The 13,500-nt window shown below is 75.0% G+C and carries 14 protein-coding genes and 1 pseudogene; 4 read left to right on the plus strand and 11 right to left on the minus strand.

Translation table 11 applies throughout. From position 1 onward, the window contains the following. Nucleotides 1-3: 3 nt before the first annotated feature. The 5 genes and pseudogenes from GA0070603_RS09430 to GA0070603_RS32615 form a co-directional block, all read right to left on the minus strand. Entirely contained in the window at nucleotides 4-564 is a 561-nt protein-coding gene (locus GA0070603_RS09430) for a GNAT family N-acetyltransferase (RefSeq protein ID WP_091310358.1), read from the minus strand. After that, complete coding sequence (locus GA0070603_RS09435) at nucleotides 561-1,853, minus strand: lysine N(6)-hydroxylase/L-ornithine N(5)-oxygenase family protein (protein WP_091310361.1); 1,293 nt, start codon at nucleotides 1,851-1,853, stop codon at nucleotides 561-563. Before GA0070603_RS09435 ends, GA0070603_RS09430 begins: the two co-directional genes overlap by 4 nt. A gap of 22 nt (nucleotides 1,854-1,875) precedes the next feature. Continuing rightward, nucleotides 1,876-3,408 carry a pyridoxal phosphate-dependent decarboxylase family protein gene (locus GA0070603_RS09440; RefSeq protein ID WP_091310364.1) on the minus strand — a complete coding sequence of 511 codons (1,533 nt, stop codon included), beginning with the start codon at nucleotides 3,406-3,408 and terminating at the stop codon, nucleotides 1,876-1,878. Between the two features lie 124 nt (nucleotides 3,409-3,532). Beyond that, nucleotides 3,533-3,736, minus strand: coding sequence for an SIP domain-containing protein (locus GA0070603_RS09445; RefSeq protein ID WP_425270426.1), 204 nt, complete (start codon nucleotides 3,734-3,736; stop codon nucleotides 3,533-3,535). Further along, nucleotides 3,657-3,821, minus strand: a pseudogene (locus tag GA0070603_RS32615) (siderophore-interacting protein); the annotation flags it as partial. The gene GA0070603_RS09445 and the pseudogene GA0070603_RS32615, both read right to left, overlap by 80 nt. Nucleotides 3,822-3,873: 52 nt before the next feature. Here GA0070603_RS32615 and GA0070603_RS09450 point away from each other — a divergent pair. Together GA0070603_RS09450 and GA0070603_RS09455 are read left to right on the plus strand one after the other, a co-directional pair. After that, entirely contained in the window at nucleotides 3,874-5,943 is a 2,070-nt protein-coding gene (locus GA0070603_RS09450) for a penicillin acylase family protein (protein WP_091310367.1), read from the plus strand. Next, the gene (locus tag GA0070603_RS09455) at nucleotides 5,940-6,497 is read left to right on the plus strand and encodes a GNAT family N-acetyltransferase (RefSeq protein ID WP_091310370.1); all 558 of its coding nucleotides are present in this window, start codon (nucleotides 5,940-5,942) and stop codon (nucleotides 6,495-6,497) included. Before GA0070603_RS09450 ends, GA0070603_RS09455 begins: the two co-directional genes overlap by 4 nt. 57 nt (nucleotides 6,498-6,554) lie before the next feature. On the opposite strand, the gene GA0070603_RS09460 is transcribed toward GA0070603_RS09455, so the two are convergent. The 4 genes from GA0070603_RS09460 to GA0070603_RS09475 form a co-directional block, all read right to left on the minus strand. After that, entirely contained in the window at nucleotides 6,555-7,499 is a 945-nt protein-coding gene (locus GA0070603_RS09460; protein WP_091310372.1) for an ABC transporter substrate-binding protein, read from the minus strand. A gap of 40 nt (nucleotides 7,500-7,539) precedes the next feature. Further along, nucleotides 7,540-8,382: an ABC transporter ATP-binding protein gene (locus tag GA0070603_RS09465; protein WP_393191835.1), complete on the minus strand. Its 843-nt coding sequence runs from the start codon at nucleotides 8,380-8,382 to the stop codon at nucleotides 7,540-7,542. Beyond that, nucleotides 8,379-9,269, minus strand: coding sequence for a FecCD family ABC transporter permease (locus GA0070603_RS09470; protein ID WP_244282466.1), 891 nt, complete (start codon nucleotides 9,267-9,269; stop codon nucleotides 8,379-8,381). Before GA0070603_RS09470 ends, GA0070603_RS09465 begins: the two co-directional genes overlap by 4 nt. Nucleotides 9,270-9,514: 245 nt before the next feature. Continuing rightward, nucleotides 9,515-10,561: a FecCD family ABC transporter permease gene (locus GA0070603_RS09475; protein ID WP_091310377.1), complete on the minus strand. Its 1,047-nt coding sequence runs from the start codon at nucleotides 10,559-10,561 to the stop codon at nucleotides 9,515-9,517. A 123-nt stretch (nucleotides 10,562-10,684) separates the two neighbouring features. Here GA0070603_RS09475 and GA0070603_RS09480 point away from each other — a divergent pair, with 123 nt between their 5' ends. Continuing rightward, entirely contained in the window at nucleotides 10,685-11,617 is a 933-nt protein-coding gene (locus GA0070603_RS09480) for a MerR family transcriptional regulator (protein ID WP_091321732.1), read from the plus strand. A 4-nt stretch (nucleotides 11,618-11,621) separates the two neighbouring features. Then, a complete protein-coding gene (locus GA0070603_RS09485) occupies nucleotides 11,622-11,981 on the plus strand; it encodes a YciI family protein (protein ID WP_091310380.1) in 360 nt (119 codons plus the stop codon). A gap of 7 nt (nucleotides 11,982-11,988) precedes the next feature. Here the strand turns inward: GA0070603_RS09485 and GA0070603_RS09490 are convergent, their stop codons facing one another. Continuing rightward, a complete protein-coding gene (locus GA0070603_RS09490) occupies nucleotides 11,989-12,819 on the minus strand; it encodes a phytanoyl-CoA dioxygenase family protein (RefSeq protein WP_091310383.1) in 831 nt (276 codons plus the stop codon). Nucleotides 12,820-12,907: 88 nt separating this feature from the next. Next, complete coding sequence (locus GA0070603_RS09495) at nucleotides 12,908-13,378, minus strand: cytidine deaminase family protein (RefSeq protein ID WP_244282467.1); 471 nt, start codon at nucleotides 13,376-13,378, stop codon at nucleotides 12,908-12,910. Nucleotides 13,379-13,500 lie beyond the last annotated feature (122 nt).

A 13,500-nucleotide genomic window follows, 5' to 3' on the forward strand; every position in this document is an offset into this window, starting at 1 on the left:
GGGTTACCTCTCGGCGGTGGCGGCCAGGAACTGCTCGCGGGTGCAGACGCTGAGCAGGGCGGTCTTCTCGGGCTTGGTGACCGGGCCCACGACGGTGAAGCCGACGGCCGCGTTCAGCGCGTGCACGGCGGTGTTGCGCACGTCGGGCTCGACCACCACCCGGCGGGTGGCCGGGTCGGCGAAGAGCCAGTCCAGCACCGTGGTGAGGACGGCGAGGGTGAAGCCGCGCACGGGGGTGTCGGTGGGCGCGCAGAGGAAGTGCATCCCGACATCGCCCTCGGCCGGGTCGTAGAGGCCGACCAGTTCGACCCGGGCCGGGTCGTAGCGTTCGGCGAGGAACGCCGGCCGGCCCCGCCAGGACCCCAGGTACGCGTCGTGGTGCGGGTGCGCGGCGATCCGCCGGTACTCCTCGGCGACCCGGGCGACGTCGGCGTCCTGCATCATCCAGAACACCGCCTTGGGGTGGGTGACCCAGCCGTGCAGCAGCGCGGCGTCGGCGTCCGGGTCGAGCGGGCGGAGGCGGAACTCGCCGAGCCGCGGGTCGTCGCGGCGGTGGACGGTCACGAGGCCACACCGGCGGGCGCGCCGAACTCCTGGAACGCGATGCTCTTCTCGATCGGGTAGTGCTCGCGGCCGGTCAGCTCCCGGATGATCCAGGAGTTGCGGTAGGGGCCCATGCCCAGGTCGGGCGAGGTGACGCTGTGCGTGTGGGTGCCGGCGTTCTGGAGGAAGACCCCGCGTCCCGTGTGGTCGATGCTGTAGTTGCGGGCCACGTCGAAGCGGCCGTGCCCGTCGAAGCGGAGCCGGTCCCGGATCGGGTCGAGGAAGGCGGGCACCCGGTAGCGGTAGCCGGTGGCCAGCACCAGCCCCTCGGTCTCCAGGGTGAGGTCGCGGCCCTGCTCGACGTGGTGCAGCCGCAGCGCGTACGTGCCGCGCGCCGGGTCGTACGCGGCGTCGGTCAGGGCGGTGTTGGTGAGCAGCCGGGTGGGCACCGGGCCGCCGACGCTCTTCACGTAGAGCAGGTCGAAGATGGCGTTGATCAGCTCGGCGTCGATGCCCTTGAACAGCCCCTTCTGCTCCGCCTCCAGCCGGTAGCGGGTCGGCTCGGGCAGGGCGTGGAAGTAGTCCACGTAGTCCGGGGAGGTCATCTCCAGGGTGAGCTTCGTGTATTCGAGCGGGAAGAAGCGCGGCGAGCGGGTGACCCAGTTCAGCTGGTAGCCGTGGGTGTCGATGTCGGCCAGCAGGTCGTGGTAGATCTCGGCGGCGCTCTGCCCGCTGCCGACCACGGTGATGCTCCGCTTGCCGCGCAGCGCGGCCCGGTGCTCCCGGTACCGCGAGTTGTGGATCACGTCGCCGGCCAGCCCTTCGCAGGCCGGCGGCACGTGCGGCGGGGTGCCGGTGCCGAGCACCAGCCGGCGGGCCCGGTGGGTGACCTGGCGGCCGCCCACCCGGGCGTGCACCACGTACCGGTCGTCGGCCGGGTCGTACTCGATGGCGGTGACCTCGTGTCCGAACCGGACGGCGGGCAGTTGGGCGGCTGCCCACCGGCAGTAGGCGTCGAACTCGGCGCGCAGCGGGAAGAAGTTCTCCCGGATGTAGAACGGGTAGAGCCGGCCGGTCTCCTTGAGGTAGCTGAGGAAGGAGTATGGCGAGGTCGGGTCGGCGAGCGTGACCAGGTCGGCGAGGAACGGGGTCTGGAGGTGGGCGCTCTCCAGCAGCATGCCGGGATGCCAGTCGACGTCGTCGCGGGCCTCCAGGAACAGGCCGTCGAGGTCGTCGATCGGGGCGGTCAGGCAGGCGAGGCCGAGGTTGTACGGGCCCAGCCCGACGGCGATGAAGTCATGTGTCGACATGGGTGTTCTCCAGGGCGGGCGGTCAGCCGACCGCTGTCAGCTCGTCGGCGGTGCGGGTGCGCGCGTACCAGCCGGCGTGTTCGGCGATCAGGTCGAGGACCGCGGCGACGTCGTCCCCGGTGGTCTCGGGGTTGAGCAGGGTGAACTTCAGGTGGTGGGCGCCGTCGACCCGGGTGCCGGCGACGAGCGCGGCGCCGGAGGCGGCGAGCGCCTCGCGGGCGTACAGGTTGGCGTCGTCCACGAGGTCGGCGGCCAGGCCGGCGGGGCGCCAGCGGAACACCAGGGTGCTGAGCGTCGGCCGGGTGACCACCTCGAAGCGGGGGTCGGCGTCGAGCAGGTGCCAGGCCTCGCCGGCCCGGTCGATTACCTCGTCGAAGAGCGCGCCGACGCCGTCCGCGCCCATGATCCGCAGGGTGAGCCAGAGCTTGAGCGCGTCGAAGCGGCGGGTGGTCTGGAGGCTCTTGTCGACCTGGTTGGGGATGCGCTGCTCGACGGCCCGGGCCGGGTTGAGGTAGTCGGCGTGCCAGGTGGCGTGCCGCAGCGTCCGGCTGTCGCGGACGAGCACGGCGCTGGAGCTGACCGGCTGGAAGAAGGACTTGTGGAAGTCGACGGTGACCGAGTCGGCCCGCTCGATGCCGTCGAGCAGGTGCCGGCGGGTGGGCGAGACCAGCAGCCCGCAGCCGTACGCGGCGTCGACGTGCAGCCACACGCCGGCCGCCGCGCAGATGTCGGCGACCTGCGGCAGCGGGTCGATGCTGCCGAAGTCGGTGGTGCCGGCGGTGGCGACGACGGCCATCACGAGCAGGCCGTCCGCCCGGCAGCGGGCGATCTCCCGGGCCAGCGCGTCGGGGGGCATCCGCCGCTGCGCGTCGGTGTCGACGGTGCGGACCGCGTCCGGGCCGAGGCCGAGCAGCCGGGCGGCCTTCTGCACGCTGAAGTGGCCGGCGGCGGAGGTGAGCACCCGCAGCCGGGACAGGGCCTCGGGTCCGGGCCGCAGTCCGGCCCGCGCCCGGGTCTCCTCCCGGGCCAGCAGCAGCGCCTGGAGGTTGGAGTGGGTCCCGCCGCTGGTGAACACCCCGTCGGCGGCGGGACCGAGGCCGATCCGTCCGGCCGTCCAGTCGATGAGCCGGCGCTCGACGAGGGTGCCGCCGGCGCTCTGGTCCCAGGTGTCCATGGAGGAGTTGACAGCGCTGAGCACCGCCTCGCCGAGCAGCGCCGGGATCACCACCGGGCAGTTCAGGTGGGCCAGGTAGCGCGGGTGGTGGAAGTAGACGGCGTCGCGCAGGTAGACGTCGTGCAGTTCGTCGAGCGCCGCGCCGGGGTCGCCGAGCGGGCGGTCCAGGTCGACGGCCGCGACGCGCGGGGCGAGGTCGTCCGGGCCGGCCCCGGTGAACGGCCGGTCCGCGGTGGCCACCCGGCGGGCCACCCGTTCGACGCCCTCGGCCAGCACGGCGCGGTAGCGGTCCAGCGAGCGGGCGGTGAACAGGTGGTCCCGGGCGGCGGCCGGGCCGGCGCCGGCCGAGGGGGCCGGAATGGTGGCTCCGGACAGACTCATGGGCAGTCCTCAGTGGTCGGAGGCGGACACGGCGGCGTCGGCGCGACGGCACGGCGCGGTCCCGCGCGGTCCGGAAATGATCGCGGAATTTAGGGTACCCTAACCTAACTTCCGGTCAAGGCGGTCACCGGACACTCCAGTAGCCGAGCGAGGTCACCTGGTGCCGCCCGACGCCGAGGGTGCGGCGCAGGTGCCGGGTGATGTCCCGGGTGCTCGCCGCCTCGACAGCCACCCAGTAGTGCGCGTCGCCGGATCCACATGGTGGGGTGCACGCCGCAGGCGTCCAGCAGACCGCCGCCGTCCACCAGCAGCCGCCGGTACCGGTCACCGACGGGCTCGGTGTCGAGCACGGTGAGCCGGAAGTTCCGCCCGCCCATGGCCCGCAGCACCAGTGCTTCCCAGTTCCGCTTCACGTCCGCCCCTCCAGTAAGGTCTGCCTAAGTTAGGAAAGGGTAACCTAAGTTGATGTTCACGAACGGGCGGGCCGGCATCCGTCGCGACGCCTGGGGCGTACCGCAGCTGTGGGGCGACACCGTCGAGGAGCTGGCCCGGCTCCAGGGCCGCGCCGCCGCGCTGGACCGGGCCTGGCAGATCGAGGTCGAACGGTGGCGCGCCGAGGGCCGGCTCGCGGCACGCCTCGGACCCGCCGAGCTGGGCTGGGACCGGTTCGCCCGGCGGGCCCGCCTCGCCGACACCGCGGCCCGCTGCTTCCGGCGCCTCTCCCCCGCCACCCGCCGCTGGGTCAGCGCGTACGTGGACGGGGTGAACGCCGGGCTCGCCGAGGGCGCGGCCGGCGCGCCCGAGTTCGCGGCGACCGGCTGCGTCCCCGGCCGGTGGCGGCCCTGGTCCCCGCTCGGCGTCTTCCTCGTGCAGCACATCCTCTTCGGCACCTTCCCCAACAAGCTCTGGCGGGCGCACGTCGAGGCCACCCTCGGCCCGGCGGCGACCGGGCTGTTCGCGGTGGAGGGACCGGGCGGGTCGGGCAGCAACGCCTGGGTGGTGCCCGGTGACCCGGCGGCCGGCCGGGGGCCGGTGCTGGCCGGCGACCCGCACCGCGTGCTGGAGCTGCCCGGCATCTACCAGCAGGTCCGACTGGCCTGCCCCGAGTTCGACGTGCTCGGGTTCGCGTTCCCCGGGGTGCCGGGGCTGCCGCACTTCGGCCACGCGGGCGAGGTGGCCTGGGCGGTCACCAACGCGATGGCCGACTACCAGGACGTCTACCGCGAGCACCTGCGCCGCGCGGGCGGGCGGGTGCTGGTCCGGGACGCCGACGGCTGGCTGCCGGCCCGCCGCCACGTCGAGCGGATCCGGGTCCGGGGCGCCGCCACCGAGCCGGTCGAGGTGATCGAGACCCCGCGCGGCCCGGTGATCGACCACGACCGGCACACCGGCGAGGCGCTCAGCCTGCGGATCCCGGCCCGGGTCGAGGCGGACCTCGGCTTCGACGCGCTGCTGCCGCTGCTGCGGGCGCGGACCGTGGACGACGTGGCCGAGGCGTTGCGCGGCTGGGTCGAGCCGGTCAACAGCGTGCTGGTGGCCGACCGGCACGGCGGGGTGCGCCGGCTCGTCGCCGGGCTGGTGCCGCTGCGCGACGACCGCTGCCGGTGGGTGCCGGTGCCCGGCTGGGAGGCGCGTTACCGCTGGTCCGGCCGGTACGCCGAGACCAAGCCGGTCGAGGTGGCCGGAGTGGCGGTCTGCGCCAACGACCGCCGCGACGACGTGGCCGACCTCGGGGTCGACTTCGCGCCCCCGCACCGCGCCGCGCGGATCCGGGACCTGCTCGCCGCGGGCGTCCCGTCCGACGCCGTGCACGTCGACACGCGGCTGGCGGCTGGCCCGCTGCGGGCGCTGCTCGACCGGCTGGACCCGGCGGCGCTCGCCCCGGAGGCCCGCGCGCTGCGGCGGCGGCTGCGCGCCTGGGACGGCCGGATGGCCGCCGACAGCACCGACGCCGGCGCCTGGGCGGCCTGGCGGAACGCCCTGGTCCGCCGGCTGCACGACCACCCGCGGCTGCGCCCGCTGCGCACGCCGGCCCGGTACGACGCGCTGTTCGCGCCATGGACCGACCCCCTCGCCCGGCTCGGGCACGCCCTCGACGGGCTGGTCGGCGGGGCGGACCGGCTCGGGGTGGACGTGGCCGCGGTCGCCGCGGCGGCGCTCGCCGAGGTGGCGGCGGCCGGCCCGGCCCCGGCGTGGGGCGCCCGGCACCGGCTGCACCCCGTGCACCTCGGCGTGGCGCCCGACGTCGACACCGCGGTGGCGGCGATGCGCGACCGGGTGGCCCTCGGCGGCGACACCGACTGCGTGCTCGCCACCTCCAGCGTCCCGGGGGTCTCCGACGCCTGCTGGCGGGGCCCGGTGGCCCGCTACGTCTGGGACCTCACCGACCGCTCGCGCAGCCGCTGGGTGGTGCCGTTCGGCGCCTCCGGCCGGCCGGGCGACCCGCACTTCGACGACCAACTGCCGCGCTGGGCGGCCGGCGAGCTGATCCCGGTGCCCGACACCGACCTCACCCGAGAAGGAGACCCGTCATGACGTACCAGGAGAAGTTGCCCGGACTCGGCGAGCTGCGGCTCGTCCCGGTCGACCCGGCGGCGGACGCGGTGCTGCTCCACGGCTGGGTGACCCAGCCGTGGGCCCGGTTCTGGGGCATGGGCGACCACACCGAGGCCGACGTGCGCGAGGTCTACGAGTTCCTCGACGGCCTGGCCACCCACCACGCCTACCTGATCATCCTGGACGGGACGCCGGTCGGCCTGTTCCAGAGCTACCGGCCGGAGGCCGACCCGGTCGGGGAGCGCTACCCGGTCCGGCCCGGCGACGTCGGCATGCACCTGCTGCTGACGGCGGACCGGCCGGCGCCCGGCCTCGCCTCGGCGGTCGTGCCGGCCCTGGTCCGCTTCCTGTTCACCGACCCCACCCGGCAGCGCATCGTCGTCGAGCCGGACGTGCGCAACGACCGCGCGCTGCGCCGGCTGGAACGGGAGGGCTTCACCCTCGACGCCGAGATCGACATGCCGGACAAGCGGGCCCGGCTGGCCTTCCTCACCCGGGACCGGTTCGAGGCCGACCACCCGGTCCCGGCCTGACGACGGCAGCGCCCGCCCGGCACGGGGGCCGGGCGGGCGCGGGGCGGTACGGGTGGCTCAGGCGGCCAGGTACTTCTCCAGGTCGTCGACGATCTTGTTGGCGGCGCCGACGCCGATGCCGGTCATCCAGACCTCGTCGGAGACCACGTGCGCCTTGCCCGCCTTGACCGCGGACAGGCCCTGCCAGAGGCTGCCGGCGGTGACCTTCGCCTGCTCGGCGGCGGCCTTCTCGCCGTACGCGGTCACGAAGACCACGTCGCCGTCGACCTCGTTGACCCGCTCGGGGCTGACCAGGTCGAAGCGCTTGTCCTCCTTGCCCTCCAGCAGCTGCCGCTCGGGGCGGCCCAGGCCGGTGTCACCGACCACGATGCCGGAGAACGAGTCCGGACCGTAGACCCGGATGTTGCCCGGGATGAAGCGCACGATGGAGACCTTCCGCGACGAGGCGTCGCCCAGCTTCGCGCCGAAGTCCTTCGCCCGCTTCTCGTACGCGGCCAGCAGGTCCTTGGCCTGCTGCTCCTTACCGAGGGCCTTGCCGTCGAGGAGGAAGTTCTCCTTCCAGGTGATGCCCACCTTCTCGGTGAAGACGGTCGGGGCGATGGCGGACAGCTCGTCGTAGAACTTCTCCTGGCGGAACTTGCTGCCGAGGATGAGGTCCGGCTTGAGCGCGTTGATCGCCTCCAGGTCGGGCTCGGTGAGCACCCCGACCTCCTTGATGCCGGCGAGCTTGTCGGCGCCGAAGTAGGTGGGCCAGCTCTTCGCCTCGCCGGCGGTGGCCGCGCCGACCGGGGTGACGCCCAGCGAGAGCGCGGTGTCGATCTTGTCTGTGTCGAGCACCACCACGCGCTTCGGCTCGGCCGGCACCTTGGTGGTGCCCATGGCGTGGGTGATCTCCCGGGTCTCCCCGGCGGCGGTGCCGGAGACGGGATCGCTCTCCCCGCAGGCGGTGAGGCCCACGCCGAGGGCGAGGGCCGCGGTGAGAGCGGCGGCGAGACGACGCATCAAAAAGGTCCTTTCCTGACAGGTACGGGTCGACGCGCGATCAGGCGTCGCCGACGGAGGCGCCGGCCGGGGCCGGCGTGGCGGCCGGAACGGCCGAGGTGTGGGTGAGGGCAGGCACCACGAGCGGTGCGCCGGTGACCGGGCAGGGCACGACCACGCAGTCGAGCCCGAAGACGTCGCGGACCAGGTCGACCGTGAGGATCTCGCGCGGCGGGCCGGCGGCGACCACAGCGCCGGCGCGCATGGCGACCAGGTGGTCGGCGTACCGGGCGGCCTGGTTGAGGTCGTGCAGCACGGCGACCACGGTCCGGCCGCGCTCGGCGCGCAGCCGGTGCAGCAGGTCCAGCACCTCCACCTGGTGGGCCAGGTCGAGGAAGGTGGTCGGCTCGTCCAGCAGCAGCGCCTCGGTGTCCTGGGCCAGGGTCATGGCGATCCAGACCCGCTGCCGCTGCCCGCCGGAGAGGGTGTCCACCGGCCGGTCGGCGAGTTCGGTCACGTCGGCCATGGCCAGGGCCGCCTCGACGGCCCGGCCGTCCTCCGCGGACCACTGCCGCCACCAGCGCTGGTAGGGCTGCCGGCCCCGGCCGACCAGGTCGGCCACGGTGATCCCCTCCGGCACCAGCGGGCTCTGCGGCAGCACGCCGAGGCGCCGGGCCACCTCCCGGGTGGGCAGGTCGCGGATCGCCGTGCCGTCGAGCAGCACGGCGCCGCGACGCGGGGTGAGCAGCCGGGCCATGGTGCGCAGCAGCGTGGACTTGCCGCAGGCGTTCGGCCCGACGATCACCGTGAACGCGTCGGCGGGCAGGTCCAGGTCCAGCCCGTCCAGCACGGTCCGGGTCTCGTAACCGGCGACCAGGTCACGGGTGGACAGCATCGCGGTCACGACCGCCTCCCTCGGGTCCGCAGCAGCAGGAAGATCAGGTAGGGGCCGCCGATCGCCGCGGTGAGCACGCCGGCGGGGAGCTGGGTGGGCGCGAACAGCCGGCGGCCGGCCAGGTCGGCGAGCACCAGCAGCAGCGCCCCGAGCAGGGCCGAGCAGAGCAGCGGTGGCCGCTCGGCGCGGACCAGCCGCCGGGCCACCTGCGGGGCGACAAGCGCCACGAAGTCCACGGCGCCGACCTGGGCGGTGACCGTGGCGGCGGCCAGCACGCCGGTGGCGGCCAGGCCGATCCGCCGGGCCACCGGGCGCAGCCCGATCCCCCGGGCGGTGTCGTCGTCCAGGGCGGTGCTGCGCAGCGCCCAGCCGGCCCAGAGCAGCACCGGCAGCAGCACGGCGAGGGTGCCGGCGATCCAGGCCGCCTCGGTCCAGCCCTTCCCGGCCAGGGTGCCGATCAGCCAGAGCTGGGCGCGCAGCCCGTCGATCGGGTCGGCGGCGAGCATGACCACCTCGGTCAGCGCCCGGAGCGCGAACGCCACCGCCACGCCGGCCAGCACGAAGCGCTGCGCGGCCAGGCCGTGCCGCGCCCCGAGGGCGAACACCAGGAGCGCCGCCACCAGGCCGCCGACCAGCGCGGCCGGCGCCACCAGGACCGCCGCGGCGCCGCCGGTCAGGGCCACCGTGGCGGCCAGGCCGGCGCCCTGGGTGACGCCGATGACGTCGGGGCTGGCGAGAGGGTTGCGGGCCACGCTCTGGATCAGGGTGCCGGCCACCCCGAAGGCCGCCCCGGCCAGCGCCGCCAGCACCGCGCGGGGCAGCCGCAGCTCCAGCACCACCAGGTCGTACGGGGTGCCGGCACCGGAGAGCGCCCGCACCACGTCCCCGGGAGCCACGTACGGCGTCCCAAGCGAAAGAGAAACCACCACAGCACCCGCGAGCAGCACAACCAGCACACCCGCGACCAGCACCGGCCGCCGCCGCACCGGCACACTGAGCGGCCCGACCCGAACAAGCAACCGCCCCACCAGACCCCGGCCCCCCGCGCCTCCGCGGCGATCTTGCAGTTCGGTCCCCGCGGGTGCGGCATCTGTCCTGTTTGCCGGGGCGGCAACTGCAAGATCGCGAGGGCTGGAGGTGCTCATGCCGTCACGACCTTGGCGCGGCGGACCAGGAAGGCCAGCAGGGGGGCGCCCAGCAGGGCCGTGATGATGCCGGCCGGGACCTCGCCGGGTGGGGCGACCAGGCGGCCCAGCACGTCGGCGCCGAGCACCAGGGCGGGGCCGAGCAGCGCGGCGACCAGCAGGGTCCACCGGTGGTCGGCGCCGACCAGGGCCCGGGCGAGGTGCGGCACGGCCAGCCCGACGAAGGCGATCGGCCCGGCGGCGGCCACCGCGGCGCCGGTGAGCAGCACCCCGCCCACGCCGGCCGCGAGGCGGACCAGGGCGATCCGGTGGCCGAGGCCGCGGGCGACGTCGTCGCCGAGGGCGAGCGCGTCCAGGCCGCGGGCGGCCAGCGCCGCGAGGACGGTGCCGGCGAGGACGAACGGGAGCACCTGTCCGGCGACGCCGACGTCCCGGCCGGTGAGGCCGCCGACCACCCAGAACCGGTACTCCTCGAAGGTGCGGGCGTCGATGCTGAGCAGCGCGTACACGACGGCGCCGAGACCCGCGTCGAGGGCCGCGCCGACAAGCGCGAGGGTGACCGGGCTGGCCCCGTCGCGGGTGCGGTTGGCCACGGCGAAGACCAGTAGACCGGCGAGCAGCGCGCCGGCGATGCCGAACCAGACGTACCCGGTGAGCGTGCTCACGCCGAAGACGGCGATCGCCAGCACCACGCCGAAGGACGCGCCGGCGCTGACGCCCAGGATGCGCGGCTCGGCGAGCGGGTTGCGGGTGACGGCCTGGAAGAGCACCCCGGCCAGCGCCAGGGCGAGCCCGACGACAAGTCCCAGGGCGGTACGCGGCAGCCGCAGCTCGCGGACCACTGTGGTGGCCTCACCGCCGTCCGGGGCGACCAGGGCGTGCCACACCTGGTCGACGGGGAGGTGGCGGCTGCCGAGCGCCAGGCTGGCCAGCAGCGCGACGAGGAGCAGGAGCGCCGCCGCCAGGGTGACCGCGAGGCGGCGGGGCACGCCGCGGCGGGTGGGGGCGTCGGCCCGGGCGGGCCGGACGGCGACGGTGGTCACGGGGGTGTTCGCCTCTCGGATTAGGTACGCCTTACCTTAACCGAGCTGGTTAGGCTCGCCTAACTCGGCAGTGTCGATGCGTGGCTTGCGCCTCCACCAGGGGGAGGCGGCAGGGTGGTCGGCATGGACGGTGCGACGCGCTACTCGATCGGCGACCTGGCCCGGCGGACCGGGCTGCCGGTGAAGACCATCCGCTTCTGGTCCGACCGCGGGCTCGTGCCGCCGACCGACCGCGGCCCGACCGGGCACCGCCGCTACGACGCCGACGCCCTGGCCCGCCTGGAGCTGGTGCGGACGCTGCGCGAGCTGGGCGTCGACCTGCCCTCGGTGCGCCGGCTGGTGGAGCGGGAGGTCACCCTGCCCGAGGTCGCCGCGGCGCACGCCGACGCCCTGGCCACCCAGATCCGGGTGCTGCGGCTGCGCCGCGCCGTGCTGACCGTGATCGCTCGGCGCGGGTCCGACGCCGCCCGGGCCGAACTCCTGCACCGGCTGGCCGGACTCGCCGAGGCGGAGCGGCGGCGGCTGGTCGACGAGTTCCTCGACGGCGCCTTCGCCGGCGTGACCGATCCGGGGTTCGCGGGGATCCGCCGGTCGCTCACCCCCGAGCTGCCCGACGACCCCGCCGACGAGCAGGTCGAGGCGTGGGTGGAGCTGGCCGAGCTGGCCCTGGACCCGGACTTCCGGGCCGGCCTGCGCCGGCTGGCGGAGCAGCATGAGGCGGACCGGGCCGGCGCGCCCGGAGTCCGGCGGGACGCCGTCGCGGTGGTGCGGGCGGAGGTCGCCCCGGCGCTCGCCGCCGGCGTCGACCCGGCCTCACCCCGCGCCGACCCGGTCGTCGCCGCGGCCACGAGCCGGTACGCGCGGCTCTGCGGGCACCCCGACGACGCCGACCTGCGCCGCCGCCTGTTGGACCGGCTGGAGGCCGCCGACGACCCGCGGCGGGAGCGGTACCTGCGCCTGCTCTCCGTGGTCAACGGCTGGCCGCCGCCGGAGAGCCTGACCCCGGTGCTCGACTGGTCGATCCGGGCGCTGCGGGCCCGGCAGCCCCTAACCTGAGGACATGCGATTCGACCAGCACACGGTGGTGCTCCTGGTCCGCCCGGACGACGCGCCCGACCTGCCGCAGGACGCCCTCGACCGGCTCCAGGACGCGCACCTGGCGCATCAGGCCGGGCTGGTGGAGCAGGGCGCCGTCCTCGCGGCCGGCCCGTTCCTCGGCGGCGACGACGAGCGGATCCGCGGCATCGCCGTGCTCTCGGTGGACCCGCAGATGGCCCGCGAGCTCTACGCCAACGACCCCGCCGTCCGCGCCGGGCGGCTCCAGGCACAGGTGCTGAGCTGGATGGTGCCGGAGGGCAACGTGCGCTTCGAGCAGGTGGCGGTGCCCCGCTCGATGCTGGAGGCCGCGACCGGCGACTGACCGGCCCTCACTCCGCGCCCATCACCAGGCCCTCGATGGTGTGCTTCTGGCGGATCGGCACGAGGGTGTCGACCACCGGGCAGCGCAGGTGCGCCCGGACCAGGTCCGGCAGGCCGGCCCAGTAGTCCCGGGTCACCGCCATGTCGTGGTGGGCGGCGTTGCCCGCGCCGGGTGCGTCGACGCCGAGCACCAGCACGGGCCGGGCCAGGTCGCTGACGTTCGGGGTGCCCCGGTGGATGGTCAGCGCGGAGCGCGCCGAGATGTCGCCGCGCTTCGGGTACTTGCGCACCGCGCGGGCCTCGTAGCGGGGGTACCGGTCCTTCGGCGGGAACATCTCGTGGTCGAAGTCGCGGCCGTCGTCCCACTGGGTGCCCGGGGCGATCTCGAACGGCCCCATCTCCTCCACCGTGTCGACGGTGGTCAGGTTGAACGCCAGCGAGGTGAGCCGGCGGCGCAGGCGGGTCTCCTCGGGCATCGGGAAGTCCCGGTGCCACGGCTGGGTCCTCGCGCCGGGGAACGGGATGTCGAAACCCAGCTCGACGAGCTCGTACTCGGGGCCGAGCACCGCGCGGCACACCGACACCACCCAGGGGTGGGTGACCAGGTCGACGAAGCCGCGCAGCTGCTCGGGGTGGATCTCGACGTACCACCGCTCCGGGCCGCGGCCGACGGCGCCGTCGGGCCGCGACCGGGCCTCCCGGAACGCGGCGTGGATGTCCTCGTCCACCCGTGCGACCCAGTCGACCCCGAAGGCGCCACGGCAGGCGGTGATGCCGTCGCGGTAGAGGTCGCCGAGGGCCTCGACGGGGGTCTCTTCCGCACGCACGTCCGTTGTCATCGGGCCTCCTCGTCCGGGGGACGACCCGAGTATTACAACGTTGTATATGGCTCGCAAGAGGAGCCGGAGCCACTCCTGGGAAGGGCCGTCAGTCCTCGGCGGCCTGGCGGCTGCCCGGCACCACCGGCATGGGCCACACACCCGTGCGCGGCGGCCCCGCCGGGACCTCGACCTGGTGGTCCGACCAGACGTACGTCTCGGGTAGCAGGTCGGTCACCGGGACCGCGCGCAGCGCGTCCGGCGGCCCCACGATCACCCGGATCGACGGGAAGTAGTCGAGGAGCACCTGCCGGCACCGGCCGCAGGGCGGGATGACGCCCCGGCCCCGGTCCCCCACCGCCACGATGGTCTCCAGCTCGCCGGCGCCCTGGGTGGCCGCGGCGCCGATGGCCACCACCTCGGCGCAGGGGCCACCGGTGAAGTGGTAGACGTTCACGCCGGTGAAGACCCGGCCGTCGGTGGTCCGCGCGGCGGCGGCGACGGTGTGGTTCTCGCTGCGGCAGCGCAGCTTCGCGACAGCGGTGGCGGCCTGCACCAGCGCCCGGTCGGTGTCCCGCATGATCATCCGTCCCCGTCGTCGACCTCGCCTCGGCGGAAACTCTAGCCGGACCACCCGCCCCCACCTGGGAGGGCGCGCGGGGGGTGGCCGGGGCCACCCGGCCCGGCGGCGGCCGCCCGGTA

The sequence above is a fragment of the Micromonospora chersina genome (genome assembly GCF_900091475.1).
Lineage (GTDB): Bacteria > Actinomycetota > Actinomycetes > Mycobacteriales > Micromonosporaceae > Micromonospora > Micromonospora chersina.

Excerpts from the sequence above, each read along its gene's own strand:
- GA0070603_RS09435 (WP_091310361.1), bottom strand. The coding sequence starts at position 1,853 with ATGTCGACACATGACTTCATCGCCGTCGGGCTGGGCCCGTACAACCTC.
- GA0070603_RS09440 (WP_091310364.1), bottom strand. The coding sequence starts at position 3,408 with ATGAGTCTGTCCGGAGCCACCATTCCGGCCCCCTCGGCCGGCGCCGGC.
- GA0070603_RS09450 (WP_091310367.1), top strand. The coding sequence starts at position 3,874 with ATGTTCACGAACGGGCGGGCCGGCATCCGTCGCGACGCCTGGGGCGTA.
- GA0070603_RS09455 (WP_091310370.1), top strand. The coding sequence starts at position 5,940 with ATGACGTACCAGGAGAAGTTGCCCGGACTCGGCGAGCTGCGGCTCGTC.
- GA0070603_RS09460 (WP_091310372.1), bottom strand. The coding sequence starts at position 7,499 with ATGCGTCGTCTCGCCGCCGCTCTCACCGCGGCCCTCGCCCTCGGCGTG.
- GA0070603_RS09480 (WP_091321732.1), top strand. The coding sequence starts at position 10,685 with ATGGACGGTGCGACGCGCTACTCGATCGGCGACCTGGCCCGGCGGACC.
- GA0070603_RS09485 (WP_091310380.1), top strand. The coding sequence starts at position 11,622 with ATGCGATTCGACCAGCACACGGTGGTGCTCCTGGTCCGCCCGGACGAC.
- GA0070603_RS09490 (WP_091310383.1), bottom strand. The coding sequence starts at position 12,819 with ATGACAACGGACGTGCGTGCGGAAGAGACCCCCGTCGAGGCCCTCGGC.
- GA0070603_RS09495 (WP_244282467.1), bottom strand. The coding sequence starts at position 13,378 with ATGCGGGACACCGACCGGGCGCTGGTGCAGGCCGCCACCGCTGTCGCG.